Here is a 21,750-nt window from a genome sequence, read left to right as displayed (position 1 = left end):
CTCCCTAGGGTGAGGGCATGACTGTTCTGCGCTACGCCGCCTTCACCCGCGACCCCGCCGCCGGCAACCCGGCCGGGGTGGTCCTCGACGCGACTCTCACCGACGCGGAGATGCTCGCCACCGCCGCCGAGGTCGGGTACTCGGAGACCGCGTTCCTGACCCGGGTCTCCGACGGCTACGCGGTCCGGTACTTCAGCCCGCAGGCCGAGGTCCCCTTCTGCGGCCACGCGACCATCGCCTCCGCCGTGGCGGTCGCCGAGCGCGCCGGGGTCGGCCCGCTGCTCTTCCACACCGCCGCCGGCGACATCCCCGTGATCACCGCCCGCGACGCCGACGGCCAGCTCACCGCCACCCTGACCAGCGTCCCGCCGACCGTCGCCGAGGTGGCCGACGCGGACCTCGCCGAGGCGCTGGCCGCCCTGGGCTGGTCCCCGGCCGAGCTGGACGGGGCCCTGCCGCCCCGGGTCGGGTACGCCGGCGCCCACCACCTCCTCCTCGCCGCCGGCACCCGCGACCGGCTCGCGAAGCTCGACTACGACTTCGACCGGCTCCGGGAGCTGATGCTCCGGCGCGACTGGACCACGGTGAAGCTCGTCTGGCGCGCCTCGGACACCGGGTTCCACGTCCGGGACGCGTTCCCGGTCGGCGGCGTCGTCGAGGACCCGGCGACCGGCGCGTCGGCCGCGGCGCTCGGCGGCTACCTGCGCGCACTCGGTCTGGTGGCGCCCCCGGTGCGGCTGTCCGTGCACCAGGGCGAGGACCTCGGGCGGCCCGGCCACCTGACGGTCGACATCCCCGAGGGCACCGGCGGGATCCGGGTCACCGGGAACGCCGTCGCGATGCCCTGACCGCCGCACCGCCAGCGCCCCGAGCCACCCGTGGCCGCGCCCCGAGCCACCCGTGGCCGCGTCCGGTGCCACCCGCGGCCCCGGCCCGGGCTGCCGACCACCACGCGGCCCGGGCCGGCCCCCAGGCCCCGGTGCGTTCGCGGTCGTAGTCCGGGGCGAGCGTGCCGAACAGGCGGTCGCCGATCGTCGTGTAGAAGCCCAGGTTGTACCGCGGGTCCCGGTGGTGCCCGTCGTGCAGGGCGGGCGTGGCGACCAGGTAGAACAGGGCCGAGCGGCGGACCCGGGGCGGGGTCGGGTCCAGCCCGAGGTGGCCGAGGACCCCGAAGATCAGATTCACGACGGTGTACGCCGCCACGGCCCACACGTCGAACGGGTACACCGCGAGCACCCCGATCCACACCGCGCCGAAGCCCAGCACCTCCGCCGGGTGCAGCGCGAACAGGGTCATCGGCCGGGCGTCGGTGAACCGGTGGTGCAGCTGGTGGGCCAGCGGGAAGAGGCGGCGGAGGTGGGCCAGGGCGTGGCCGGCGTACATGACCGCGTCCATGATCAGGATGAGGAGGAGCAGGTCGACCAGGGCGCCCCAGGACAGGTGCGGGTCGAGGCGGATCAGCCCCTGTTTCCACAGGTACCAGCCGACCAGGGTCACGGCGGCGTTGCCGAGGACGGCCGCTCCGGCCAGTACCCGTTGAAGGTCGTCTGTCGGGTTTCGTCCCATGCCGACCAGGCCGCCCGACCGGACCGGCGGCCGCGGCTCCCCGCCCACCGCGCCGGACCGGATCCCCGCCCGGCCCCGGAGGACCAGGTGGCCGAAGCCGACCCCGACCCCCACGAGCAGCGCGTTCTCCGCGAGGGCCAGCAGGGCCGCCGCCCAGAGCGGCAGGGCGCGCAACGCGTCGAGAAACGGGGCCATGAGGCAGTATCCTCCGGCGTCGCTGTCAGCTGCGACACTGCCGTTCGGCCAGGATCGGGCGGTTGTGCGATCCTCGACAGGTGACTTTGACGTTGGGGCAGCATGTCGTTGACCCGCCCGTGGTGCTCGCACCCATGGCGGGCATCACGAATGTCGCCTACCGCCAGCTCTGCCGCGAGCAGGGCGCCGGCATCTACGTCTGCGAGATGATCACCACGGTGGCGCTCGTGCACCGCAACCCGAAGACCGAGAAGATGATCCGGTTCGGGCCGGAGGAGCAGCCCCGCAGCATCCAGCTCTACGGCGTCGACCCCGAGATCACCGGCAGGGCCGTCCGGCGGATCGTCGCCGAGGACCTGGCCGACCACATCGACCTCAACTTCGGCTGCTCCGTCCGCAAGATCACGAGCAAGGGCGGCGGCTCCGCGATCCCGTGGAAGCGCAACCTGTTCCGCTCGATCGTCGCCGCCGCCGTGGACAACGCCGCCGGGCTGCCGGTCACGATCAAGATGCGCAAGGGCATCGACGACGACCACCTGACGTTCGTCGAGGCCGGCCTCATCGCCCAGGACGTCGGCGTCAAGTGGGTCGCCCTGCACGCCCGCACCGCCGCCCAGCGCTACTCCGGCACCGCCGACTGGGAGGCCATCGCCACCCTCAAGCAGGCCCTCGACGTGCCCGTCCTCGGCAACGGCGACATCTGGGAGGCCGACGACGCGCTCCGGATGGTCGACGAGACCGGCTGCGACGGCGTCGTCGTGGGCCGCGGCTGCCTCGGCCGGCCGTGGCTGTTCGCCGACCTGGAGGCCGCGTTCCGGGCCCGGGCCACCGGTGCCGCGCGCCCCGAACCCGTCATGCCCGCCCTCGGCGAGGTCGCGTCCGTCATGCACCGGCACGCCGGCCTGCTCGCCCAGTGGTTCACCAAGGAACGCGACGGCGTGACGGACTTCCGCAAGCACGTGGCCTGGTACCTGAAGGGCTTCCCCGTCGGCGGCGAACTGCGCCGGGCGATGGCGATGGCGTCGTCCATGATGGAGCTGGAGGACCTGCTCGGCAAGCTGGAGCACGACACCCCGTTCCCGGCGTCGGAGCTGGGGTTGCCGCGCGGGCGGACGAACTCGGCGGGGAAGGTGTTCCTGCCGGAGGGCTGGCTGGCGGACCGGGACTCCGACGCGGTGCCGGAGGGTGCCGAGATGGACGACTCGGGCGGCTGACCCCAACCTGGCCCGGCTCGTCGAGCTGGTGGTCAGGCACTGACGGCGCGCCGCCGTGCCCGCACCAGGCCACGGAACAGCAGCGCCCCGAGCCCCACCGGCACCGCCAGACACGCGACGGCGCCGAGGACGAACCCGAGCGGCCACCACCCCAGGTCCCCGTCGCCGCCGGCCCGGGACCCCATCCCCGGCACCAGGGCCGTGGCCAGTTGAATGTCCCGGCTGGTCAGGTCCCCGTCGGGGTCGGTGACGAAGTTCGCCAGGACCCGGGGCGGCCCGCCGGCCACGTCGACCTCGACGATCTGCGCCCGGGTACGACCGGCGAATCCCCAGTAGCTCACCGTGCCGTCCGACCGCGGGTCCGCGTCGGTGACGACGGCCAGGAACGTGTCCGCGTCGCGCCAGCCGAGCACCGGTGGCGACCAGCCCGCCGGCGGCATGGTGCCCACCGTGACCGGTGCCGGCACGGACGCCCCGGCACCCGTGGCGTCGAGGAACACCAGGTCGCGCGTCTCCCCACTCCCACCCGACTCGGTGCCGAGCGCCAGGAGCCGCCCGTCGGGGCTCCACGCCTCGGGGCCGGCGAGGGTGCGCCCGTCCGGCAGGGGCAGCTCACGCTCGGTCCGCCCGTCGAGCCCCACCACCACCAGTCTCCGGTCCGCCTGCACCACCACGTGCTGGCCGTCGGGCGAGAACGCCACCATGGTCGGGTCCTCGACGCCACTGCGGTCGGGTGCGGTGCCCTGGGTGAGGACCGAGCTCTTCCCGGTACCGGTGTCCAGTAGCCACACCGGCCCCACCAGGGTCCCGGGTTCCCACGACCCGGGTTCGACGCTGACCGCCACGTACCGGCCGTCGGGGGACCAGGCGCGCGGGTACGTCTTCGACCGGGCGGACACCCGCAGGGTCCGTTCCCGCGCGGTGGCCAGGTCGATCAGCGTGATCTCCGACCCGCCGTCCGGGTCCCCGACCGCGACCCGGGTGCCGTCGGGGGACAACCGCGCGCCGGCCGCCCCGTCGATGTCGAGCCGGCGGTACGTGTCGGCCCGGGCTCCGACGACCCGCGCCTGGGTGAACATGAAGTCCTCGTGCCCCGCGGACTGCTGGTAGAACGCGATGGCCGGACCGTTCGGGGAACTGTCGAGGAACCCGGCGAGGAAGGAGTGTCCGGGGAACGTCGCCGGCAGGGTGACCGGCCCGGACGGGCGCGCCGGCTCACGGACCGACCAGATCACGACGCCGGCCAGGACCACCGCGCAGGCGACGGCGGCGAACAGGGGGCGTCGGTCGCGCACCGGTCTGGCCCCGGGCGCCCGCTCAGTCAGCATCGCCACAGTGTCCTACGGCGTGTCCAATGGCCGCGAGGTGGCGCACGCCCGCCGGCCGCAGCACCGCGCATGCTCCCTTGAGGACTCCGGGCGCTGAGCGGCGACCCGCCACCCGGGTCAGACCCGTTCCCGCACGGCCAGGGGCCGCACCCGGTCCAGCAGCTCGGTGAGGAACTGCTCCGGCTGGCTGAACGCCGCGAAGTGCCCGGCGTCGGAGATCAGCGCCAGCTCCTTGACGGGCGCGTCGACCTCCGCGAAGTACTCCTCCGCGAGCCCGCGCAGGGTCAGCACGTCCCCCTCGCCCTGGAAGACGAAGAACGGCACCTCGAACCTGGTCCCGCCCGCGCGCACGTCGTAGGCCATCCACTGGTCGAACATGCGCTTCTTCGAGTACTCGAAGCCGGCCATCCACGCCCGCACGTCGCCCAGCCCGTAGCCCGGCGTGGTCAGGATGCTCGGCAGGATCAGCCGGAGCAGGACACCCGGGTCGACCGGGTCGGTCTTCATCGTCCACTGCTGCTTGACGCCCCAGTCGCGCAGGCTCCAGGCCAGCGGGTCGGCCCCGATCCGCTCCAGCGCCGCGACGCCCCGGGTGTGGCCGGCGGCCCGGGCCCGCTCCAGGGTGCCCTGGTAGGAGAGGGCCTCGTTGGCGGCCATGTTCGCGTACAGGTCCGTGGTGACGAGCGCGTGGAACAGGTCGGGACGGCGCTGGGCGAGCGGGACGCCGATCAGGGTGCCCATCGAGCCGGCCATCAGGATCACCTTGTCCTGGCGCAGGTGCCGGCGCAGGAACTCGGTGACCTCGACCGCCTCGTCGACCATGCCCTCGAACGTGAGCTCCCCGCAGCCGGCCTTCCCGTTGCGGCGCAGCGTGCGGCCCGCGCCCCGGCGGTCCCAGTGCACGACCGTGAAGTGCTTCTCCCAGGTACGCAGCTGGCGGCCGAAGACCGAGTACGGCGAGCCGGGGCCGCCGTGCAGCACCAGCAGAACGGGGTTGTCGCGGTTCTCGCCCCGGATGCCGATCCACTGCTCGACGCCGCCGATCCGCTCGAAGCGCTCCTCGGCGATGCCGTTGGGGGTGGTGATGGCCAGGTGCTTCGCGAGTGCGCGCTGGCGGAGCTTGCGGTAGCCGAGGCCGGCGGCGACGGGGGCCGCGACGACGGTGCTGGCGACGATGGTGCCGATCATGTCGTGCTCCTCAGGTGAGTTCCGATGAGCAGAACTGTACACATGTCTTAGACAGTTGTGCGAGACGGATGTACTAGAGTGGTGGCCATGGGAAATCGCGAAGATCTGCTCGCCGGCGCCAAGCGCTGTCTGTACGAGAAGGGCTACGCCCGGACCACCGCCCGGGACATCGCGACGGCGGCGGGCACGAGCCTGGCGGCGATCGGATACCACTTCAAGTCCACGGAGGCCCTGCTCAACCAGGCGTTGGTCGAGTCCATGTCGGAGTGGGGGGACGAGCTGGAACGGGCGCTGACCGGCGGCTCAGGCCCCGACTCCGGTGCGGCCGGGGCCACCGGCGGGGCTGAGGCGACAGGCGCTGCGGGCCACCCGCGCGCCGCCACGGACCCGGAGGCCGGCGACCCCCGGCACCGGTTCGAGGCCACCTGGGACCGGGTGATCGCGTCCTTCCCCGAACACCGGCCACTGTGGGCCACCCAGTTCGAGCTGGTATCCCGGATCGACCAGGTCCCCCGGATGCGGGAGTTCTTCGCCGGCGCCCAGGACGAGGCCCGGCGCGGGCTCGCCGCGATCTTCCAGGGGGTGGCCCCCGACTCGGACACGGCCGGCGAGGTGGGCGCGTTCTACCAGGCGCTCCTGACCGGCGTCATGGTCCAGTGCCTGGTCGACCCGGAGCACGTCCCCTCTGGCCCCCAGCTGGCCGCGGCCCTGCGCACGGTCGCCGCGAGCCTGGACACCCCGACCAGCGGCTGAAACAGGGCCTGACCTGCGGGAAAAGGGCAGAAAGAAACTCGTCCCGGCGACCACGGGGGAAGTCGTCGGGACGAGCTATGCCGGCTACTGTACCCGGCTTCCCGCCCGACGACCAGACCACAATTTTCCGCCCCCGGCTGACCCGCCGATCCACCGATCGGTGGACTCCCCCACCGGTCGGTGGACCGCGCGGATCCACCGTCCGCCCGCCCGCTGGTCGATTCGGCGCACGCCGGAACAGCCCAGGATCAAGGGCATGGAGAACGTCATCGAGGTACGAGGGCTGCGCAAGCGGTACGGCGCCCAGCACGCGGTGCGCGACGTCACCTTCGAGGTCGGCGCGGGCGAGATCTTCGGCATCGTCGGCCCGAACGGCGCGGGCAAGACCACGACCGTCGAGTGCGTCGTCGGACTGCGCGAGCCGGACGCCGGCACGGTCCGGGTACTCGGCCTGGACCGGGTCACCGACGCCCGTGAGCTGCGGGAACGCGTGGGCATCCAGCTCCAGTCGAGCGAGCTGCCGGCGAAGTTGACGGTGGGCGAGGCGCTGCGGCTGTACACGTCGTTCTACCGGAGGCCGGCCGACTGGCGGGCGCTGCTGACCGACTGGGGGCTCGCCGACAAGGAGCGGACCGCGTTCGGGAAGTTGTCCGGCGGACAGAAGCAGCGGCTGTCGATCGCGCTGGCGCTGGCCGGTACCCCCGAGGTCGTGATCCTGGACGAGCTCACCACCGGACTGGACCCGCAGGCCCGGCGGGAGGCCTGGGGTTTCGTGGAGCGGCTCCGCGCCGGGGGCGTGACCGTGGTGCTGGTCAGCCACTTCATGGAGGAGGTCGAGCGGCTGTGCGACCGGGTCGCCGTGATCAGCGCGGGCCGGATCGTGGCCGTCGACACCCCCGGCGGGCTCGTGCGGCAGGCCGGCGGCGACCAGGTCGTCCGGTTCCGCCCGACGAGCCCGCTGGACGACGCCCTGCTCACGGCCCTGCCGGAGGTGCGTTCCGTCGAACGGGCCGGCCCGCAGGTGACCGTGTCCGGCACCGGCAACCTGCCCGGGGCCGTCACCGCCGTGCTCGCCCGGCACGGCATCGTCGCCGCCGAGCTGCGGATCGAACAGGCCAGCCTCGACGACGCCTACGCCACCCTCACCACCGAGCGGGAGAAGTCATGATCGGCACCGAGTTCCGGCTGTTCCTCCGCGACCCGATGAGCACCCTGCTGTCCCTGCTGCTCCCGGTCGGCATCCTGGTGATCTTCGGGATCATCCCGGACGTGTCGACACCCAGCGACCTGTACGGCGGGCACTCCGCCCTCGACACCGTGCTGCCGTCCGCCGCGCTGGCCCTGACCGTCGGCATGCTCGGCCTGTTCGTGCTGCCCACCACCCTCACGCTGTACCGGGAGAAGGGCATCCTCCGCCGGCTCGCCACCACCCCCGTGCCGCCGAGCGCCCTGCTGCGGGCCCAGCTGGTCGTCAACCTGACCATGATGCTGCTGTCGACGGCCCTGGTGATCGGGGTCGGCGTCGTGGCCCTGGGCATGTCCGCGCCGGCCGGTTGGGCCTGGTTGGCCCTGGTCCTGGCCCTGGGCGCGGCGGCGATGCTCGCGTTCGGCCTGATCATCTCGGCGGTGGCGAAGTCCTCGAAGGTGGCCACCGGGCTGGGCTTCCTCGCCTACTACCCGCTCGCCTTCCTCGCGGGGGTCCTCGTGCCCCGCGAACAGCTCCCGCACGCCGTGCAGGTGGTCGGGGACTGGACGCCGCTGGGCGCGTTCCGGCTCGCGGTGCAGGCCGCGTGGCTCGGGGAGGCCCCGTCGGCGGCCGGGCTGGCGATAATGGCGGGGTACACGATCATGCTGGGCGCGCTGGCGGCCCGGTTCTTCCGCTGGGAGTAGGCATGAGCGAGGTCCGGTCGGCCGTGGGCGGGCCCGGAGGCGCCGCGGGCCCGGTCGCGGGCGTGTGGGAGCGGCGGTACGCGCGGTTCACCACCGCGCTGCCGTTCGCCGCCCTCGCCGTGGCCAGCGCGCTGACCTTCCTGACCGTGCCGTTCTCCGCCCTCACCGCCGGGTACGTGGGCCTCGCCGTCCTCCTGCTCGTCTGGCTGTCGTTCCTGTCCCCGAGGACGCCCGCCTGGACGGTCGCCAACTACGCGGCCCTGATGGTCGTCACCGGCCTGCTGCTGACCCGCTACCCGTGGTTCGGACTCTTCACCTACGCCGGGTACTTCCTGGCCCTCACCCTGCCCCGCCGGCTCACCCTCCTCGGCGTGGCGATCACGGCCACGTACGGGGCGCTGTCGTGGCGGGGCGGCATCCCGCTGGGGTTCCCCACCAGCGCCCCCGAGGACCTGCTCAGCTTCTTCGTCTCGGTCGTGTTCAACATCGGGGCCGGCGCCATCCTGACCCTGAACGCCCGGTACACCGACGAGCAGCACGAGACCCGCCGCCGCAACCTCGACGCGCTCGCCGAGGCCAACCGCCAACTCGAGGACGCCCTCGCAGAGAACGCCGGACTGCACGCCCAGCTCCTCACCCAGGCCCGCGAGGCCGGCGTCCTCGACGAGCGGCAGCGGATGGCCCGCGAACTGCACGACACCCTGGCCCAGGGCCTGACCGGCATCATCACCCAACTGGAGGCCGCCGAACAGACCGGCGCGCCCCGACACCTGCACACCGCCGCCCAACTGGCCCGCGACAGCCTCGCGGAGACCCGGCGCTCGATGCACGCCCTGCGCCCCTCCGCCCTCGACAACACGGCCCTCCCCGACGCCCTGGCCGTCCTGGCCGGCGAGTGGTCCGCGGCGCACGGCACCCCCGCGACATTCACCGCCACCGGGGCGGCCCGGCCGCTGCACCCCGAACTGGAGGCCACCCTGTTGCGGACCGCCCAGGAGGCGCTGAGCAACGCCGCCCGGCACGCGCGGGCCAGCCGGATCGGGCTGACCCTGTCGTACATGGAGGACGTCGTGACCCTGGACGTGCGCGACGACGGGCGGGGCTTCGAGCCGTCGGCGACCCGGGCGGACGCGTTCGGGCTGGTGGCGATGCGGCAGCGGGTCAGCCGGGTCGGGGGGACCTGCGAGATCGAGACCGAGGTGGGTGGGGGGACGGCGATCTCGGCCTGCGTGCCCGCTGTGCCGGCGGAGGCGCCGGCGTGACGGGGGCGGCCCCCGCGTACCCGTCGACTGTTGTTCTGAAGGGAACGTTGTGACCAGTCTGCTCATCGTCGACGACCACCCCGTGGTGCGCGACGGCCTGCGGGGCATGTTCGCCGGCAGCGCCGAGTTCGAGGTGCTCGGGGAGGCGGCCGACGGGGTCGAGGCGGTGCGGCTGGCGGCCGAGCTGCGGCCCGACGTGGTGCTGATGGACCTGCGGATGCCCGGCGGGGACGGGGTGACCGCGATCCGCGCCCTGAAGGCCGCCGGGTCGACGTCGCGGGTGCTGGTGCTGACGACGTTCGACACCGACACCGACGTGCTGCCGGCGATCGAGGCCGGGGCGACCGGATACCTGTTGAAGGACACGCCGCGGGAGGAGCTGTTCCGGGCGGTGCGGAGCGCCGCCCGGGGGGAGGCCGCGTTGTCCCCCGCCGTCGCGGGACGCCTGATGGGGCAACTGCGCCGCGAACCGGCCGCCGAACCACTGAGTCAGCGGGAGCTGGAGGTGCTCGGGCTGGTCGCGACGGGCCACTCGAACCGGGAGGCCGCCCGGGTGCTGTTCATCAGCGAGGCGACCGTGAAGACCCATCTGCTGCACATCTACGCCAAGTTGGGGGTCAACGACCGGGCGGCGGCCGTGGGCGAGGCGTTCACCCGGGGCCTCCTCAAACCCTGAAACCCTTTCTCCGGGTACGGGGGGCGAACGGCCCCCAGCCACCCCCGCCCAGCCTGGCGCCCCTGGTCGCTGGCCGGGGCGTCCTAGACTACGGCGATGTGCAGACTGTTCGCCCTCACCACCGGCGGCCCCCGGGTGCATACCGCGCTGTGGCTCCTCGACGCTCCGGCGAGCCTCACCGAGCAGAGCCGGCGGATGCCCGACGGCACGGGGCTGGGTTGGTTCAGCCTCGGTGACGAGCCGGTCCGCGACCGCGCCCCCGTCGCCGCGTACGAGGACGCCGACTTCGCCGCCGAGGCCCAGCACGTCGTGTCGCACACGTTCGTCGCCCACATCCGGTACGCGACCACGGGCAAGCTCACCGTGCACAACAGCCACCCGTTCGACATCCGCGACCGGCTGTTCGCGCACAACGGGGTGATCCGGGGCCTGGACATCATCGAGTCGTGGCTGAGCCCGCTCGACCGGGTGTTCGTCGAGGGCGAGACCGACTCCGAACTGGCCTTCGCCTGGATCACCGCCGAGATCGAACGGCTCGGCGACACCACGGCCGGCATCATCAGCGCGGTCCGCCGGATGGGCGAGGAACTGCCGATCTACGCGTTCAACTTCGTCCTCGCCGAGCCGCGCCGACTCTGGGCGCTGCGCTACCCCGACACCCACCCGCTGTGGGTACTCAACCCGGAGGTCGGCGGCCGGGCCGGCTCCCGCCAGCTCGCCGGCGACACCGAACCGGGCAGCCTCTCCATCGACGCGGGCTCCTCGGAGGTCCCGGCGTACGTGATCGCCAGCGAGCGCATGGACCACGACCCGGACTGGCGCCTCCTCGAACCGGGCGAACTCCTGGTCATCGACGGCCTGGAGGCCACCAGCCTGTTCCCCTTCGACGAACCGGCCCACCGGCTGACCCGCGCCGACCTGCACCCGGAGGAAGCCGCCTCCCAGATCCCGGCCCTCACCCCCTGAGGCCGCCCAGGACACGACACGGGGCCCGGTGACCCACCGGGCCCGCAGGGTCCGACCCCGGGCGGTGGCTCGGCGGACCGCCGCGCGCAGGGGACGCCCCACCGTAATCAGATGACGGTCTGGATCTGGCCCTTGGTGTGCCTCACTACTCTGCCTCGGTCGTCTACGTAGTAGGCCGTAAGCCGCGCGCCTTCTGGAAGGACATGCCGGATGTTCTCTCGGCAGCTATTGGGGCCTCGGCACGGATCACGGTGAGGTAGATGACCGCCTCCATGAGGCCGTCCCTGCGCATCACCGCCGCGGCATGCCCCTCGCTCTCATCGGCTGGCTGGCGCTGGTCCGGCAGGTGGGAGCACCGGTTTCCCGTTCACCAGGTTGACCGTCCGCCCGGTGGCCTTCGCGTCGAGTGCGCCGCGCAGCCGGCCCGCGGTGTTCGCCGTCAGCCGGGAGTACGCCTCGGTGGGCGCGACGAACTCGTACCCGTCGAGTTCTTCGTCCTGCAATGTGATTGCCTCCGGGTCGGCGACGGTGCCGGCGTCGAAGACGAATCCGAACCAGGCCCGCCGGATGTCGGTGGGCGCCACCCAGTCCACGACCAGCAGCGCGCCCACGTCCAGTTCGAGGCCGAGCTCCTCGCGGATCTCCCGGGCGCACGCCACATCCGGCGACTCGTCGCCGTCCAGCACTCCGCCGGGCAGGTTCCAGTGCTCACGGTAGTTCGGCTTGACCAGCAGCGCCCGGCCCTGCGGGTCGGTGATCAGCGCCGCGGCTCCCGCCAGGAAACTCGGCAGGCTGGCGTAGTACTCGACCGGTTCCAGCCAGCCGGCGCGTTCCGGATTCACCCGTGGTCCCCGACGATGGGTCCACAAGCATGGCCGGCGGGTTCGCCCACCTAGCAGCCCGGCAGGCGGGTGATCAGGTAGAGCTCCAGCTGGTCGAGGGACACGCGTTCCTGGGCCATCGTGTCCCGGTCCCGCACCGTCACCGCGTTGTCGTCCAGCGTGTCGAAGTCCACGGTCACGCAGAACGGCGTCCCGATCTCGTCCTGCCGCCGGTACCGCCGCCCGATGGCCCCCGCGTCGTCGAAGTCCACGACCCAGCGCTTCCGCAGGTCGGCGGCGAGCTGCTTCGACCGAGGCGACAGCCGCTCGTTGCGCGACAGCGGCAGGACGGCCACCTTCACGGGCGCGAGCCGCGGGTCGAAGCGCATCACGGTGCGGCTGTCGACGCCGCCCTTGGTGTTGGGGGCCTCGTCGACGTCGTAGGCCTCCAGGAGGAACGCCAGCACGGCGCGGGTCAGGCCGGCCGCCGGTTCGATGACGTAGGGCGTCCAGCGCTCGCCCTTCTCCTGGTCGAAGTAGGACAGGTCGACGCCGGAGTGCTTGGAGTGGGTCTGGAGGTCGAAGTCGGTGCGGTTGGCGACGCCTTCGAGCTCGGAGAACTCGGTGCCGCCGAACCGGAACCGGTACTCGATGTCGACGGTGCGCTTCGAGTAGTGCGAGAGCTTGTCGGCGGGGTGCTCGTAGCGGCGGAGGTTCTCGGGCTTGATGCCCAGGTCGAGGTACCAGTTCCAGCGCTCGTCCAGCCAGTACTCGTGCCAGGTCTCGTCGGTGCCGGGCACGACGAAGAACTCCATCTCCATCTGCTCGAACTCGCGGGTCCGGAAGATGAAGTTGCCGGGGGTGATCTCGTTGCGGAACGACTTGCCGACCTGCGCGATGCCGAACGGGGGCTTCTTGCGCGCGGCGGTCTCGACGTTCTTGTAGTTGACGAAGATGCCCTGCGCGGTCTCGGGCCGCAGGTAGTGCAGGCCCTCCTCGGACTCGACCGGGCCGAGGTAGGTCTTCATCAGGCCGTTGAACATCTTGGGCTCGGTGAAGGTGCCCTTGTTCCCGCAGTTGGGGCAGTTCTGGTCGGAGAGAACGAAATCCTTCTCCGGGTACCGCGCCGCGAACTCCTCTTCCAGGTGGTCCGCCCGGAACCGCTTGTGGCAGCTCTGGCACTCGGTCAGCGGGTCGGTGAACTCCGCGATGTGCCCGGAGGCGGCCCACACGTCGCGGGCGAGGATGACCGCCGAGTCGAGGCCGACGACGTCCTCGCGCTGCTGGACCATGGACTTCCACCACTGCCGACGGACGTTGTCCTTCAGCTCGACGCCGAGCGGTCCGTAGTCCCACGCCGACCGGGTGCCGCCGTAGATCTCGCTGGACGGGAAGACGAATCCACGGCGCTTGCAGAGGCTGACGATGGCGTCAATGCGGTCGGCGGACATGCTGGTTCTGCTCCATCCGGCTGGCGGTCGGTGGCGGGGTGTCGACAGTGACCCAGAGTACCCGTGGGGTCAGATGTCGCCGCCGCAGACCTGGTACCGCTTGTCGGCCTGATCATGGATCACCCTGAATTGTCCGGCCTCGGTCCCGGACTCGTACCGGAACTGCACCCTGACCAGGCGCACCATCGCGGCCGGGTCGGCGTCGGTGGCCGGCCCCGTGCTGGTGATCGTGTAGCCGAGCAGCTTGGGGCGCTGCGAGGTCCGCGACGCGTACTCCTCGGATGTTTCGAGTTCGCGCAGGTCAGAGCACTGTTCGAGGTACGCCTTCGCGTACTCGCCCCGGATGAGCGGGTTCAGGTAGCGGCCGACCGCCGCCTCGCTCTCCTGGTTCTGTTCGGCGTCGAGCCACAGGGTCAGGCCGACACAGCCGGCGATGCTGCCGCCGACGCACAGCACGAGGGCCGCCGCGCCGATCCCGATCCCGGCCCACATCCGGCGCTGGTCGCGCTGGGTGGGCGGGGCGACGAAGGGGGGCTGGACGCCGGGGCCGGCCGGGGGCTGGGGGGCGACGGGTGCCGGCGTGCCGGGTTCGCCGTAGGACGGCTTGCCGTAGTCGACGGGCGACTGGGGCGGGGTCTGCTGGGGGACGTCCGGTCCGGGCGCGTAGCCCGGGGGCACCGCGTCCTGGGCGGTCTCCCGGGGCACCTCCGCGCCCGGGGGCTGGGGCTCGGTCACCGCCGGCCCTCCTCGACGTGCACCCAGTCCCCCTCCGCGACGACGAGCTCGCCGCCCGGTTCGAGGCTGGCGAGCACCTCGTACGCGCTGGGTTCCTCGATGCTCTGGGCGAGCAGCGGGGTCGCGTACATCTTCACGTCGAAGTTGCTGAGCGACCGCCGGTACGCGCCGACCGACTTCCACTCCGTGGCCACGCACCACAGGTCGGGTTCGTCGGGGGCCCGCCCGAAGCGGCCGGAGACGTACCCGGGGCAGGCGGCCAGCGCCCGGAGCGCGGCGTGCGCCCGTTCGGTGAATGCGGCGGTGTCGGTGGCGACCCGGAAGCGATTGACGACGAGCATGCCGTCAACCTACCCGGCTGTCCGAACCGGTAGGCGACCTGACTCACATCTTACGTAACCGAAGTTGACAATCATTCCCATTAGCGAGGAGAGTTGAAGGATGTTCACGCGCCCCCTCGCCCTCGTCGCCGCCGCCGTCCTGGCCACCGGCGCGCTCGCCGCCTGCTCGGGCGCGGACCGCGCCGACGTCGTCGTCTCCGCCTACCCGTTCCAGTGGGTCGCCGAGCGGGTCGGCGGTACCGATATCAAAGTGACGAACCTGGTCAAGCCGGGTGCCGAGCCGCACGACCTGGAGCTGACCGCCGCCCAGACCGCGCTGATCGCCGACGCGAAACTGGTGGTCTACCTGCCGACGTTCCAGCCGGCCGTGGACGACGCCGTCGCGCAGAACGCCAAGGACCGCGCGTTCGACGTGGCCGCCGTGCAGCCGCTCACCGACATCGTCGAGGAGGGCCACTCGGGCAAGGACCCGCACGTCTGGCTCGACCCGACCCGGCTGGCCACGATCGCGGACAAGGTCGCCGAGCGGCTCGGGAAGGTCGACCCCGACCACGCCGACGGGTACCGGACCCGGGCCGCCGCCCTGCGCGTCGAGCTGGAGGCGATCGACAAGGAGTACGCGGCCGGGCTGAAGAACTGCCAGCGCACCGAGATCGTCACGGCGCACGAGTCCTTCGGCTACCTGGCCGCGCGCTACGGGCTGACCCAGGTCGGGATCGCCGGCCTGAGCCCCGACGAGGAGCCCTCGGCCCAGAAGATCGCCGAGATCATCTCCTCCGCCAAGGCGCACAAGGCGACGGTCATCTTCACCGAGGCTCTGGTCAGCCCGAAGGTCGCGGAGACCATCGCCGCCGGGGCGGGCGCGAAGACCGAGGTGCTCGACCCGATCGAGAGCCTGCCGGAGGGCAGTTCGGACGACTACGCCAAGATTATGCGGTCCAACCTCGGCCAGATCCGTGCAGCACTGGGGTGTTCTTGATCCTGCAGACCCGCGACCTCGTCGTCGCCTACGACGGTCGGCCCGTGCTGCGCGGCGTCTCCCTGGGCATCGCGCCCGGCGAGGTCGTCGCGCTGCTCGGCGCCAACGGTTCCGGCAAGTCCACCCTGGTCAAGGCGTGCCTCGGGCTGACCCCCGTCGCGTCGGGCTCGGTCGAGCTGTTCGGTGAGCCGCTGGCGAGACTGAGAAACAGATCCCGGATCGGGTACGTGCCGCAGCGGGTCGGCGCCTCCTCGGGCGTCCCGGCCACGGTCCGCGAGCTCGTGTCGGCCGGCCGGCTGGCCCGCCGCGGCTTCCTGCGCCCGTCGACCGCCGCCGACCGGCGCGCCATCGACTCCGCGCTCGTCGCCGTCGGGCTGTCCTCGATGGCCCGGCAGCCGGTCAGCACCCTGTCGGGCGGCCAGCAGCAGCGGGCCCTGATCGCCCGCGCGCTGTGCGGGGAGCCCGAACTGCTGGTGATGGACGAGCCGACCGCCGGGGTGGACGCGGCCAGCCAGCAGGCGTTCGCCGCCGCGCTCCGCCAGTTCGTCGCGGGCGGCGGCACCGTGGTCGTCGTCCTGCACGAACTCGGCCCGCTGGAGCCCCTGATCACCCGGAGCGTCGTCCTGCACGGCGGGGTGGTGGTGCACGACGGCGCGGCCCCCGAACCGGCCCCGGGGCACGCCTGCCCGGACCACGTGCACGAGCACCCGCACGCGCCGGTCACCACCCCGCGCTGGGAGCTGAACCAGTGAATTTCCTGAGCTACGAGTTCTTTCAGCTGTCCCTGATCGGGGCGCTGCTGATCGGCCTGATCGCGCCCTCGGTGGGCATCTACCTGGTCCAGCGGAAGATGTCGCTGATCGGCGACGGGATCGGGCACGTGGCACTGACCGGCGTCGCGATCGGCTTCCTGCTCAAGACGTCCCCGGTGCTCACCGCCGTTCTCGTCTCGGCGGCCGGCGCGGTGGCGATCGAACTGATCCGGGAACGCGCGAAGGCGTCCGGGGACGTGGCGCTGGCGATGCTGTTCTACGGCGGGATCGCCGGCGGCGTCGTCCTCATCTCGCTGTCGAAACAGGGCACCAACTCGACCCTGCAGTCCTACCTGTTCGGCTCCCTGAACGGGACCTCCCGCAGCGACCTGACCGCGATGCTGGTCCTGGGCGCGGGGGTGCTCGGCGTGACCCTGCTCGGCCGGCCGTGGCTGTTCGCGGTGAGCCAGGACGAGGAACACGCCCGGGTGTCGGGCCTGCCGGTGCGGTTCCTGAACGTCCTGCTCGCCGTCACCACGGCGGTGACCGTCACGACGGCGATGCGTGCCGTCGGGTTGCTCCTGGTCAGCGCGCTGATGGTGGTGCCGGTGGCGACCGCGCAGCAGGTCACCCGGGGCTTCACGGCCACCCTGGTGGCGGCGATGGTGATCGGGGTCACTGTCTCCGGGGCGGGCGTGCTGCTCGCCGCCGAGGTCGACACCCCGCCCGGCGCGTTCATCGTGGTGCTCGCCGTGGGCCTGTTCGTGCTGGTCGCGACCTTCGCGTCCGTACTGCGCCGCCGCAGACCGGTGCGCGCTCCGAACGACACGGCCCATACCGAGCCGCCGGACGTCGTCCTCGGCCCGGTAACGTGAGTGTTATGACTGCGCCCTTACCCAGAAGCACGAAGCAGCGCTCCGCCGTGATGGAGCTGCTCGGCGAGGTGCAGGGCTTCCACAGCGCCCAGGAACTGCACGCCATGCTCCGGGGCAAGGGCGACAAGGTCGGCCTGACGACGGTGTACCGGACGTTGCAGGCCCTCGCCGAGGCCGACGAGGTCGACGTGATGCGCCCGCCCGGCGGCGAGCACCTCTACCGCCGGTGCGGCACGGGGCACCACCACCACCTGGTCTGCCGGAGCTGCGGCAAGGCCGTGGAGGTCGAGGGGCCGGCCGTGGAGCGCTGGGCCGAGAAGATGGCCAGCGACAACGGGTTCGTGGACGTGGCGCACACGTTGGAGATCTTCGGGACCTGCCCGGAGTGCGCGGCCAAGCGCGCCTGACCCGGGCCGAGGCATGACCCCGGCTCCCGCTGGGCCGGCCCGCTAGACGCCGGCCTTCGCGATGTGCGCGTCGAGCTGCCGGCGGACCTTGCGGCGCAGCAGGCCCGCCCCGCCCGGCATCTTCGTGACCAGGGCGGGCAGCCCGCCGAGCGCCTGACCGGCCCAGTACGTCAGGTCGAAGGCGTCCACGTGGTCGATGATCCGGGCGTCGTCGGCGAACCGGTACGCCGCGCGGACCTCGTTGACCACGGGGCGGGCCCCCACCGTGTACCGGGCCGTCCAGTGCGCCAGGGCCTTGGTGTCGCCGGTGACCCGGATGTCGGAGACCTCGGCGCGCAGGTCCGTGCTCCGGGAGGTCAGCATCTGCCACATCGCGCCGATCTCGGGGCCCCGCAGGTCGAACAGCGGGTCACGGAACCGGGCCTCGGGGTGGTAACACGCGGCCATGGCCGAGCCGTCCCTGGCGTCGAGGGCGGCGTACAGCGTGTCGATCGTCTCCAAGATTGCGGACATATGGTGCACCTTACCGGGATCTGAGGCCCAGAGTGGCCAGCTCCAAGGTGGCCAGTGCCGTCACGGTGTCCGGGTCCTTCGCCCGCCAGCCACCGGCGGGATCCTCGGCGGCCGCCCAGAGCTCGCGGAGGCCGGCGGTGCCCAGGGCGCGCAGGGCCAGCAGGTCCTCGCCGGCCGGCTCGTCGCGGAGCATGACGGCGGTGCCGGCCCGCCGGATCCACCGGGTCCGGGCCAGGATCCAGAACAGCAGGATCGGCACGGTGACCGCGACCCCGACCACGATCGCGGTGAACAGGGCGATCTGGCCGACCAGTTCGCTGCCGTCCTTGCCGGTCTCGGCCACCGACTGGGCGACCTTGGCCGCGTCGGCGAGCTTCTCCCCGAGCACCTTGCCGGCGAACGGGATCTTCCGCGCCTCCTCGGCCGCCCCGTTCAGCGAGTCGCGGAGACTGTCGCCGTCCTTGGTGACCCGGTCCGGGATCTGGGCGAGGGTACTGATGGCCTGGTGCAGCAGGTACGCCAGCCAGATCCACAGAGCGGTCCAGCCGACGGCGGAGACGTCCGCCACGATCTGCCGGGTGCGACGGGCCGGCAACTCCGCATAGAGCTTCATACCCCCCAGTGAATAGCAGACAGGGCGCCGAGTCCCGCATCCGTCCAAGGAATCTCACAGTTTCCGGATCCGGGGAAACGGCTGTTGATCTCCAGGTCACGGCCCTGTGCTGCTACGGTGGTGCCCGCATACGACAGGGGAGCGCGAACAGCGCTGAGAGTGCGGGCGACCGCTGACCCTCCACACCTGATCCGGGTAATGCCGGCGAAGGGAGTCGCTCCCCGGCTCACCCCTGGGAGACTTTCACTATGAGTACCAAATGGCGCACTGTGGACATTGTGGTGGTGGCGGTCCTCGCCGTCGCCTTCGGTGTCATCTTCTGGGCGATGGCGGGGCTCTGGGAGGTCGCCGGTAACGCGTTCACCTTCTTCCCGCCCGGCGCGACGATCATCTACGGCGTCTGGCTGCTCCCGGCCGTCCTCGGCGCCCTGATCATCCGCAAGCCCGGCGCGGCCGTGCTGGTGGAGTTCCTCGCCGCGCTCGTCTCGGCGTTCCTCGGCAACAAGTGGGGCATGACGGTGCTGCTCCAGGGCTTCCTGGAGGGCCTCGGCGCGGAGGTGGTGTTCGCGGCGTTCCTCTACCGCAGCTACAGGCTGCCGGTGGCGCTGCTCGCGGCGGCCGGCGCCGGGATCGCGGCGACGGCGTTCGACGTGGTGGCCTGGTACAAGGACTTCGCGTTCGCCTCCTACCAGCTGCCCTACGTCGCGATCGGCACCGTCAGCTCGGTGGTCGTCGCGGGCCTCGGCGGCTACGTCCTGACCCAGGCGCTGGCCCGCACCGGTGTCCTGGACCGGTTCCCCTCCGGCCGGGACCGCGAACTGGTGTGACCCGGCGAAACAGGCCCGCGTCCGCACCGGCCGGGCGGGGAGCGACCGACGCGCCCGGTGCGGCCGGCGGCGCGACGGTCGCCGCGCCCGGCCCGGCCGTGCGGCTGGTCGGCTTCGGCTGGCGGCACGGCGGGCGGCGGGCCTGGGCCCTGCGCGGCGTCGACCTGACCATCGAGCGCGGCGAACGCGTCCTGCTCCTCGGCCCGTCCGGGGCCGGCAAGTCCACCCTGCTGGCCGCCCTCGCCGGCCTGCTCCCGGAGGACTCCGGCGAACGCGAGGGCACCCTGACCGTCGCTGGCACGGCCGGCGTGGTCTTCCAGGACCCGCAGAGCCAGCTCGTGATGTCCCGGTCCGGCGACGACGTGGCGTTCGGGCTGGAGAACCTGGGCGTGCCGCGCGCGGAGATCTGGCCCCGGGTGGACGGCACGCTCCGGCTGGTCGGCTTCCCGTACCCGCGGGACCGGCCCGTGGACGCGCTGTCCGGCGGCGAGCAGCAGCGGCTCGCCCTGGCCGGGGCGCTGGTGGCCCGGCCGGACCTGTTGCTGCTGGACGAGCCGACCGCCAATCTCGATCCGGTCGGGGCGGAACTGGTCCGCGCGGCGATCGGGCGGGCGGTGGGTGACACGACGATGGTGCTGGTGGAGCACCGGGTGGCCGAGGCGCTGCCGCTGGTGGACCGGGTGGTGGTGCTGGAGCCGGGCGGCGGGGTGCTGGCCGACGGGGTGCCGGCCGAGGTGTTCGCGCGGCACGGTGGGGCGTTGGCGGCGGCCGGGGTGTGGGTGCCGGGGTTCACGGGGGCGGGGACCAGGGCCCCCGGTACCCGTCGAGGTGTGGTCGAGGATCTGCTGACCGGGGAGGGGCTCACCCTCCGGTATGCCGGTGCGACGACGACGGCCCTCGCTCCGACCGATGTCCGGGTACGCGCCGGGGAGGTCCTCGCCCTCGTCGGCCCCAACGGCGCGGGCAAGTCGAGCCTGGCGCTCCTGCTGGGCGGCCTGCTGGCCCCCACCACGGGCACGCTCACCTCGTCACTCGCCCCGGAGCCGCCGCACCGCTGGCCGGCGCGCGACCTGGCCCGGCGGATCGGTTCGGTGTTCCAGAACCCGGAGCACCAGTTCGTGACGAACCGGGTCGTGGACGAACTGACGCTGGCCGCCCCGCGCGAACGGGCCGAGGAGCTGCTCGAACGGCTGGGGCTGGCCCGGTTGGCGGCGGCGAACCCGTACACCCTGTCGGGCGGGGAGCAGCGCCGGCTGTCGGTGGCGACGGCGCTCGCGGCGGCCCCGCGCGTCCTGGTGCTGGACGAGCCGACGTTCGGCCAGGACCTGCGGACATGGCGCGAGCTGGTGGTACTGATCGGGGAACTGCGGGACTCCGGGCACGGCCTGGCCATCGTCACGCACGACGCGGACTTCGTGGCGGCGTGCGCGGACCGGGTGCAGCGGCTGCCCGGCGGGGTGCCGGCGTGACCGCGCCCGGGGTGGTGGCATGAGGTTCGGGGAACCGTTGGTGGTCCGGGAGACCGCGCTCGCCCGGCGCTCGCCCGTGGCCAAGCTCGGCGCGGCGACGATCCTGTCGTTCGCGCTGCTCAGCACGCTGGACGCCGTCGCGCCGGCCATCGCGCTCGTCGGCACGCTCGCCGTGGTGCCGCTGTTCGGCATCCCGCTCGGCCGGTTGGCCCGGCGGTGCTGGCCGCTGCTGCTGTCCGCCGTGGGCATGGTGATCGCGACCGCGCTGTTCGCGGCCGAACCCACCGGCGAGCACCTGTTCTGGGGCGTGACCACCGGCTCGGTCGGCAACGGGTTCAGCCTGGCCCTGCGGCTGCTGGCCGTGGCGCTGCCGGGCGTGGTGGCGTTCGCGACGATCGACCCGACGGACCTCGCCGACGCGCTGATCCAGCAGATGCGGCTGTCGCCGCGGTACGCGATCGGCACCCTCGCCGCCCTGCGCCTGCTGCCCCTGCTCGCCGACGAGTGGCGGCTCCTGGTGCTGGCCCGCCGCGCCCGGGGGGTCGCGGCGCACGGGCCGGTGTCCTGGGCCAGGATCACGGCGGGTACGGCGTTCGCGCTGCTCGTGGGGGCGATCCGCAAGGGGGTCCGGCTGGCCGTGGCCATGGACGCCCGGGGCTTCGCCAGCGGCGCGCGCCGGACGAACGCCCGGGTCAGCCGGTTCACCACGGCGGACGCGCTGCTCGTGGCGGGCGCGGCGGGGCTGGCGGCCCTCGCGTTGGGCGTCAGTGTCGCGACGGGGGCGTTCCGGGCGCTCCTGTAGCGGCGTGGTTCCTCGTCGGCCGGTGACGCGGCTACCTCGACGCCGTGGCCGCCCTGCGTGTCCCGCCTCGCGGATGGCGCGTCCGGCCTGGGGCCGCGCTCCGCGCGGCCCCAGGCCGGCCCCCCCC

At 72.7% G+C, this 21,750-nt stretch carries 24 protein-coding genes, 1 pseudogene and 1 riboswitch; of the genes and pseudogenes, 15 read left to right on the top strand and 10 right to left on the bottom strand.

The genetic code is table 11. The annotated features are described in order from the left end of the window. Window positions 1–17: 17 nt before the first annotated feature. Window positions 18–848, top strand: a complete 831-nt coding sequence (locus PT931_RS07575; protein WP_456244963.1) for a PhzF family phenazine biosynthesis protein — start codon at window positions 18–20, stop codon at window positions 846–848. On the opposite strand, the gene PT931_RS07570 is transcribed toward PT931_RS07575, so the two are convergent. Further along, window positions 820–1,761: a sterol desaturase family protein gene (locus PT931_RS07570; RefSeq protein WP_456244962.1), complete on the bottom strand. Its 942-nt coding sequence runs from the start codon at window positions 1,759–1,761 to the stop codon at window positions 820–822. The genes PT931_RS07575 and PT931_RS07570 overlap by 29 nt on opposite strands. A gap of 80 nt (window positions 1,762–1,841) precedes the next feature. Between PT931_RS07570 and dusB the strand changes: the two genes are divergently transcribed. Further along, entirely contained in the window at window positions 1,842–2,975 is a 1,134-nt protein-coding gene (dusB, locus tag PT931_RS07565; RefSeq protein WP_456244961.1) for a tRNA dihydrouridine synthase DusB, read from the top strand. Between the two features lie 32 nt (window positions 2,976–3,007). On the opposite strand, the gene PT931_RS07560 is transcribed toward dusB, so the two are convergent. Then, window positions 3,008–4,303: a TolB family protein gene (locus PT931_RS07560; RefSeq protein ID WP_456244960.1), complete on the bottom strand. Its 1,296-nt coding sequence runs from the start codon at window positions 4,301–4,303 to the stop codon at window positions 3,008–3,010. A gap of 117 nt (window positions 4,304–4,420) precedes the next feature. Further along, a complete protein-coding gene (locus PT931_RS07555) occupies window positions 4,421–5,491 on the bottom strand; it encodes an alpha/beta fold hydrolase (RefSeq protein WP_456244959.1) in 1,071 nt (356 codons plus the stop codon). A gap of 87 nt (window positions 5,492–5,578) precedes the next feature. On the opposite strand from PT931_RS07555, the gene PT931_RS07550 reads away from it, so the two are divergent. The 6 genes from PT931_RS07550 to PT931_RS07525 all read left to right on the top strand — a co-directional run bounded on the left by PT931_RS07550 (window position 5,579) and on the right by PT931_RS07525 (window position 11,038). Beyond that, a complete protein-coding gene (locus tag PT931_RS07550; RefSeq protein WP_456244958.1) occupies window positions 5,579–6,244 on the top strand; it encodes a TetR/AcrR family transcriptional regulator in 666 nt (221 codons plus the stop codon). A 256-nt stretch (window positions 6,245–6,500) separates the two neighbouring features. Next, window positions 6,501–7,412: an ABC transporter ATP-binding protein gene (locus tag PT931_RS07545; RefSeq protein ID WP_456244957.1), complete on the top strand. Its 912-nt coding sequence runs from the start codon at window positions 6,501–6,503 to the stop codon at window positions 7,410–7,412. Continuing rightward, window positions 7,409–8,134, top strand: coding sequence for an ABC transporter permease (locus PT931_RS07540; protein ID WP_456244956.1), 726 nt, complete (start codon window positions 7,409–7,411; stop codon window positions 8,132–8,134). Before PT931_RS07545 ends, PT931_RS07540 begins: the two co-directional genes overlap by 4 nt. 2 nt (window positions 8,135–8,136) lie before the next feature. Continuing rightward, complete coding sequence (locus PT931_RS07535) at window positions 8,137–9,396, top strand: sensor histidine kinase (protein ID WP_456244955.1); 1,260 nt, start codon at window positions 8,137–8,139, stop codon at window positions 9,394–9,396. 49 nt (window positions 9,397–9,445) lie between these two features. Beyond that, window positions 9,446–10,072 carry a response regulator gene (locus PT931_RS07530; RefSeq protein ID WP_456244954.1) on the top strand — a complete coding sequence of 209 codons (627 nt, stop codon included), beginning with the start codon at window positions 9,446–9,448 and terminating at the stop codon, window positions 10,070–10,072. 96 nt (window positions 10,073–10,168) lie between these two features. After that, window positions 10,169–11,038 carry a class II glutamine amidotransferase gene (locus PT931_RS07525; RefSeq protein ID WP_456244953.1) on the top strand — a complete coding sequence of 290 codons (870 nt, stop codon included), beginning with the start codon at window positions 10,169–10,171 and terminating at the stop codon, window positions 11,036–11,038. Window positions 11,039–11,145: 107 nt separating this feature from the next. Here PT931_RS07525 and PT931_RS07520 read toward each other — a convergent pair. The 5 genes and pseudogenes from PT931_RS07520 to PT931_RS07500 all read right to left on the bottom strand — a co-directional run. Beyond that, window positions 11,146–11,274 (bottom strand): annotated as a pseudogene (locus tag PT931_RS07520) (DddA-like double-stranded DNA deaminase toxin); the annotation flags it as partial. 81 nt (window positions 11,275–11,355) lie between these two features. Continuing rightward, window positions 11,356–11,880: an NUDIX domain-containing protein gene (locus PT931_RS07515; RefSeq protein WP_456244952.1), complete on the bottom strand. Its 525-nt coding sequence runs from the start codon at window positions 11,878–11,880 to the stop codon at window positions 11,356–11,358. 50 nt (window positions 11,881–11,930) lie between these two features. Further along, window positions 11,931–13,310: a glycine--tRNA ligase gene (locus PT931_RS07510; protein ID WP_456244951.1), complete on the bottom strand. Its 1,380-nt coding sequence runs from the start codon at window positions 13,308–13,310 to the stop codon at window positions 11,931–11,933. A gap of 69 nt (window positions 13,311–13,379) precedes the next feature. Continuing rightward, entirely contained in the window at window positions 13,380–14,045 is a 666-nt protein-coding gene (locus PT931_RS07505) for a hypothetical protein (protein WP_456244950.1), read from the bottom strand. After that, on the bottom strand, window positions 14,042–14,386 hold the full coding sequence (locus tag PT931_RS07500) for an antibiotic biosynthesis monooxygenase (RefSeq protein WP_363728837.1): 345 nt from the start codon (window positions 14,384–14,386) through the stop codon (window positions 14,042–14,044). The genes PT931_RS07505 and PT931_RS07500 overlap by 4 nt, the downstream gene beginning before the upstream one ends. 100 nt (window positions 14,387–14,486) lie before the next feature. Between PT931_RS07500 and PT931_RS07495 the strand changes: the two genes are divergently transcribed. From PT931_RS07495 to PT931_RS07480, 4 genes are read left to right on the top strand one after another with little or no spacing between them, the layout of a single operon-like run. Further along, a complete protein-coding gene (locus tag PT931_RS07495) occupies window positions 14,487–15,365 on the top strand; it encodes a metal ABC transporter substrate-binding protein (RefSeq protein ID WP_456244949.1) in 879 nt (292 codons plus the stop codon). Beyond that, complete coding sequence (locus PT931_RS07490) at window positions 15,356–16,117, top strand: metal ABC transporter ATP-binding protein (RefSeq protein ID WP_456244948.1); 762 nt, start codon at window positions 15,356–15,358, stop codon at window positions 16,115–16,117. The genes PT931_RS07495 and PT931_RS07490 overlap by 10 nt, the downstream gene beginning before the upstream one ends. After that, entirely contained in the window at window positions 16,114–16,992 is an 879-nt protein-coding gene (locus tag PT931_RS07485) for a metal ABC transporter permease (protein WP_456244947.1), read from the top strand. Before PT931_RS07490 ends, PT931_RS07485 begins: the two co-directional genes overlap by 4 nt. Window positions 16,993–16,997: 5 nt before the next feature. Next, window positions 16,998–17,399 (top strand): Fur family transcriptional regulator, encoded by a 402-nt coding sequence (locus PT931_RS07480; RefSeq protein WP_456244946.1) that lies wholly within the window; start codon window positions 16,998–17,000, stop codon window positions 17,397–17,399. 42 nt (window positions 17,400–17,441) lie between these two features. On the opposite strand, the gene PT931_RS07475 is transcribed toward PT931_RS07480, so the two are convergent. Then, on the bottom strand, window positions 17,442–17,912 hold the full coding sequence (locus PT931_RS07475) for a nuclear transport factor 2 family protein (protein WP_456244945.1): 471 nt from the start codon (window positions 17,910–17,912) through the stop codon (window positions 17,442–17,444). 10 nt (window positions 17,913–17,922) lie between these two features. Then, entirely contained in the window at window positions 17,923–18,525 is a 603-nt protein-coding gene (locus PT931_RS07470) for a hypothetical protein (protein ID WP_456244944.1), read from the bottom strand. 125 nt (window positions 18,526–18,650) lie between these two features. Continuing rightward, window positions 18,651–18,755, top strand: a riboswitch (TPP riboswitch). Window positions 18,756–18,773: 18 nt separating this feature from the next. On the opposite strand from PT931_RS07470, the gene PT931_RS07465 reads away from it, so the two are divergent. The 3 genes from PT931_RS07465 (at window position 18,774) to PT931_RS07455 (ending at window position 21,623) form a co-directional block, all read left to right on the top strand. After that, window positions 18,774–19,352: an ECF transporter S component gene (locus tag PT931_RS07465; RefSeq protein ID WP_456244943.1), complete on the top strand. Its 579-nt coding sequence runs from the start codon at window positions 18,774–18,776 to the stop codon at window positions 19,350–19,352. A gap of 98 nt (window positions 19,353–19,450) precedes the next feature. Next, a complete protein-coding gene (locus PT931_RS07460; protein WP_456245001.1) occupies window positions 19,451–20,821 on the top strand; it encodes an ABC transporter ATP-binding protein in 1,371 nt (456 codons plus the stop codon). 19 nt (window positions 20,822–20,840) lie between these two features. Continuing rightward, a complete protein-coding gene (locus PT931_RS07455) occupies window positions 20,841–21,623 on the top strand; it encodes an energy-coupling factor transporter transmembrane component T family protein (protein WP_456244942.1) in 783 nt (260 codons plus the stop codon). The last annotated feature ends 127 nt before the right edge of the window (window positions 21,624–21,750 follow it).

The organism is Longispora urticae, assembly GCF_053902585.1.
This window is presented reverse-complemented; position numbering and strand designations above follow the sequence as displayed.

Bases quoted from the DNA above. Each gene is read 5' to 3' on its own strand.
- PT931_RS07555 (WP_456244959.1), bottom strand. From the start codon at position 5,491: ATGATCGGCACCATCGTCGCCAGCACCGTCGTCGCGGCCCCCGTCGCC.
- PT931_RS07495 (WP_456244949.1), top strand. From the start codon at position 14,487: ATGTTCACGCGCCCCCTCGCCCTCGTCGCCGCCGCCGTCCTGGCCACC.
- PT931_RS07480 (WP_456244946.1), top strand. From the start codon at position 16,998: ATGACTGCGCCCTTACCCAGAAGCACGAAGCAGCGCTCCGCCGTGATG.
- PT931_RS07570 (WP_456244962.1), bottom strand. From the start codon at position 1,761: ATGGCCCCGTTTCTCGACGCGTTGCGCGCCCTGCCGCTCTGGGCGGCG.
- PT931_RS07525 (WP_456244953.1), top strand. From the start codon at position 10,169: ATGTGCAGACTGTTCGCCCTCACCACCGGCGGCCCCCGGGTGCATACC.
- PT931_RS07455 (WP_456244942.1), top strand. From the start codon at position 20,841: ATGAGGTTCGGGGAACCGTTGGTGGTCCGGGAGACCGCGCTCGCCCGG.
- PT931_RS07465 (WP_456244943.1), top strand. From the start codon at position 18,774: ATGAGTACCAAATGGCGCACTGTGGACATTGTGGTGGTGGCGGTCCTC.
- PT931_RS07560 (WP_456244960.1), bottom strand. From the start codon at position 4,303: ATGCTGACTGAGCGGGCGCCCGGGGCCAGACCGGTGCGCGACCGACGC.
- PT931_RS07535 (WP_456244955.1), top strand. From the start codon at position 8,137: ATGAGCGAGGTCCGGTCGGCCGTGGGCGGGCCCGGAGGCGCCGCGGGC.
- PT931_RS07550 (WP_456244958.1), top strand. From the start codon at position 5,579: ATGGGAAATCGCGAAGATCTGCTCGCCGGCGCCAAGCGCTGTCTGTAC.
- PT931_RS07510 (WP_456244951.1), bottom strand. From the start codon at position 13,310: ATGTCCGCCGACCGCATTGACGCCATCGTCAGCCTCTGCAAGCGCCGT.
- PT931_RS07470 (WP_456244944.1), bottom strand. From the start codon at position 18,525: ATGAAGCTCTATGCGGAGTTGCCGGCCCGTCGCACCCGGCAGATCGTG.
- PT931_RS07500 (WP_363728837.1), bottom strand. From the start codon at position 14,386: ATGCTCGTCGTCAATCGCTTCCGGGTCGCCACCGACACCGCCGCATTC.
- PT931_RS07540 (WP_456244956.1), top strand. From the start codon at position 7,409: ATGATCGGCACCGAGTTCCGGCTGTTCCTCCGCGACCCGATGAGCACC.
- PT931_RS07545 (WP_456244957.1), top strand. From the start codon at position 6,501: ATGGAGAACGTCATCGAGGTACGAGGGCTGCGCAAGCGGTACGGCGCC.
- PT931_RS07575 (WP_456244963.1), top strand. From the start codon at position 18: ATGACTGTTCTGCGCTACGCCGCCTTCACCCGCGACCCCGCCGCCGGC.
- PT931_RS07475 (WP_456244945.1), bottom strand. From the start codon at position 17,912: ATGTCCGCAATCTTGGAGACGATCGACACGCTGTACGCCGCCCTCGAC.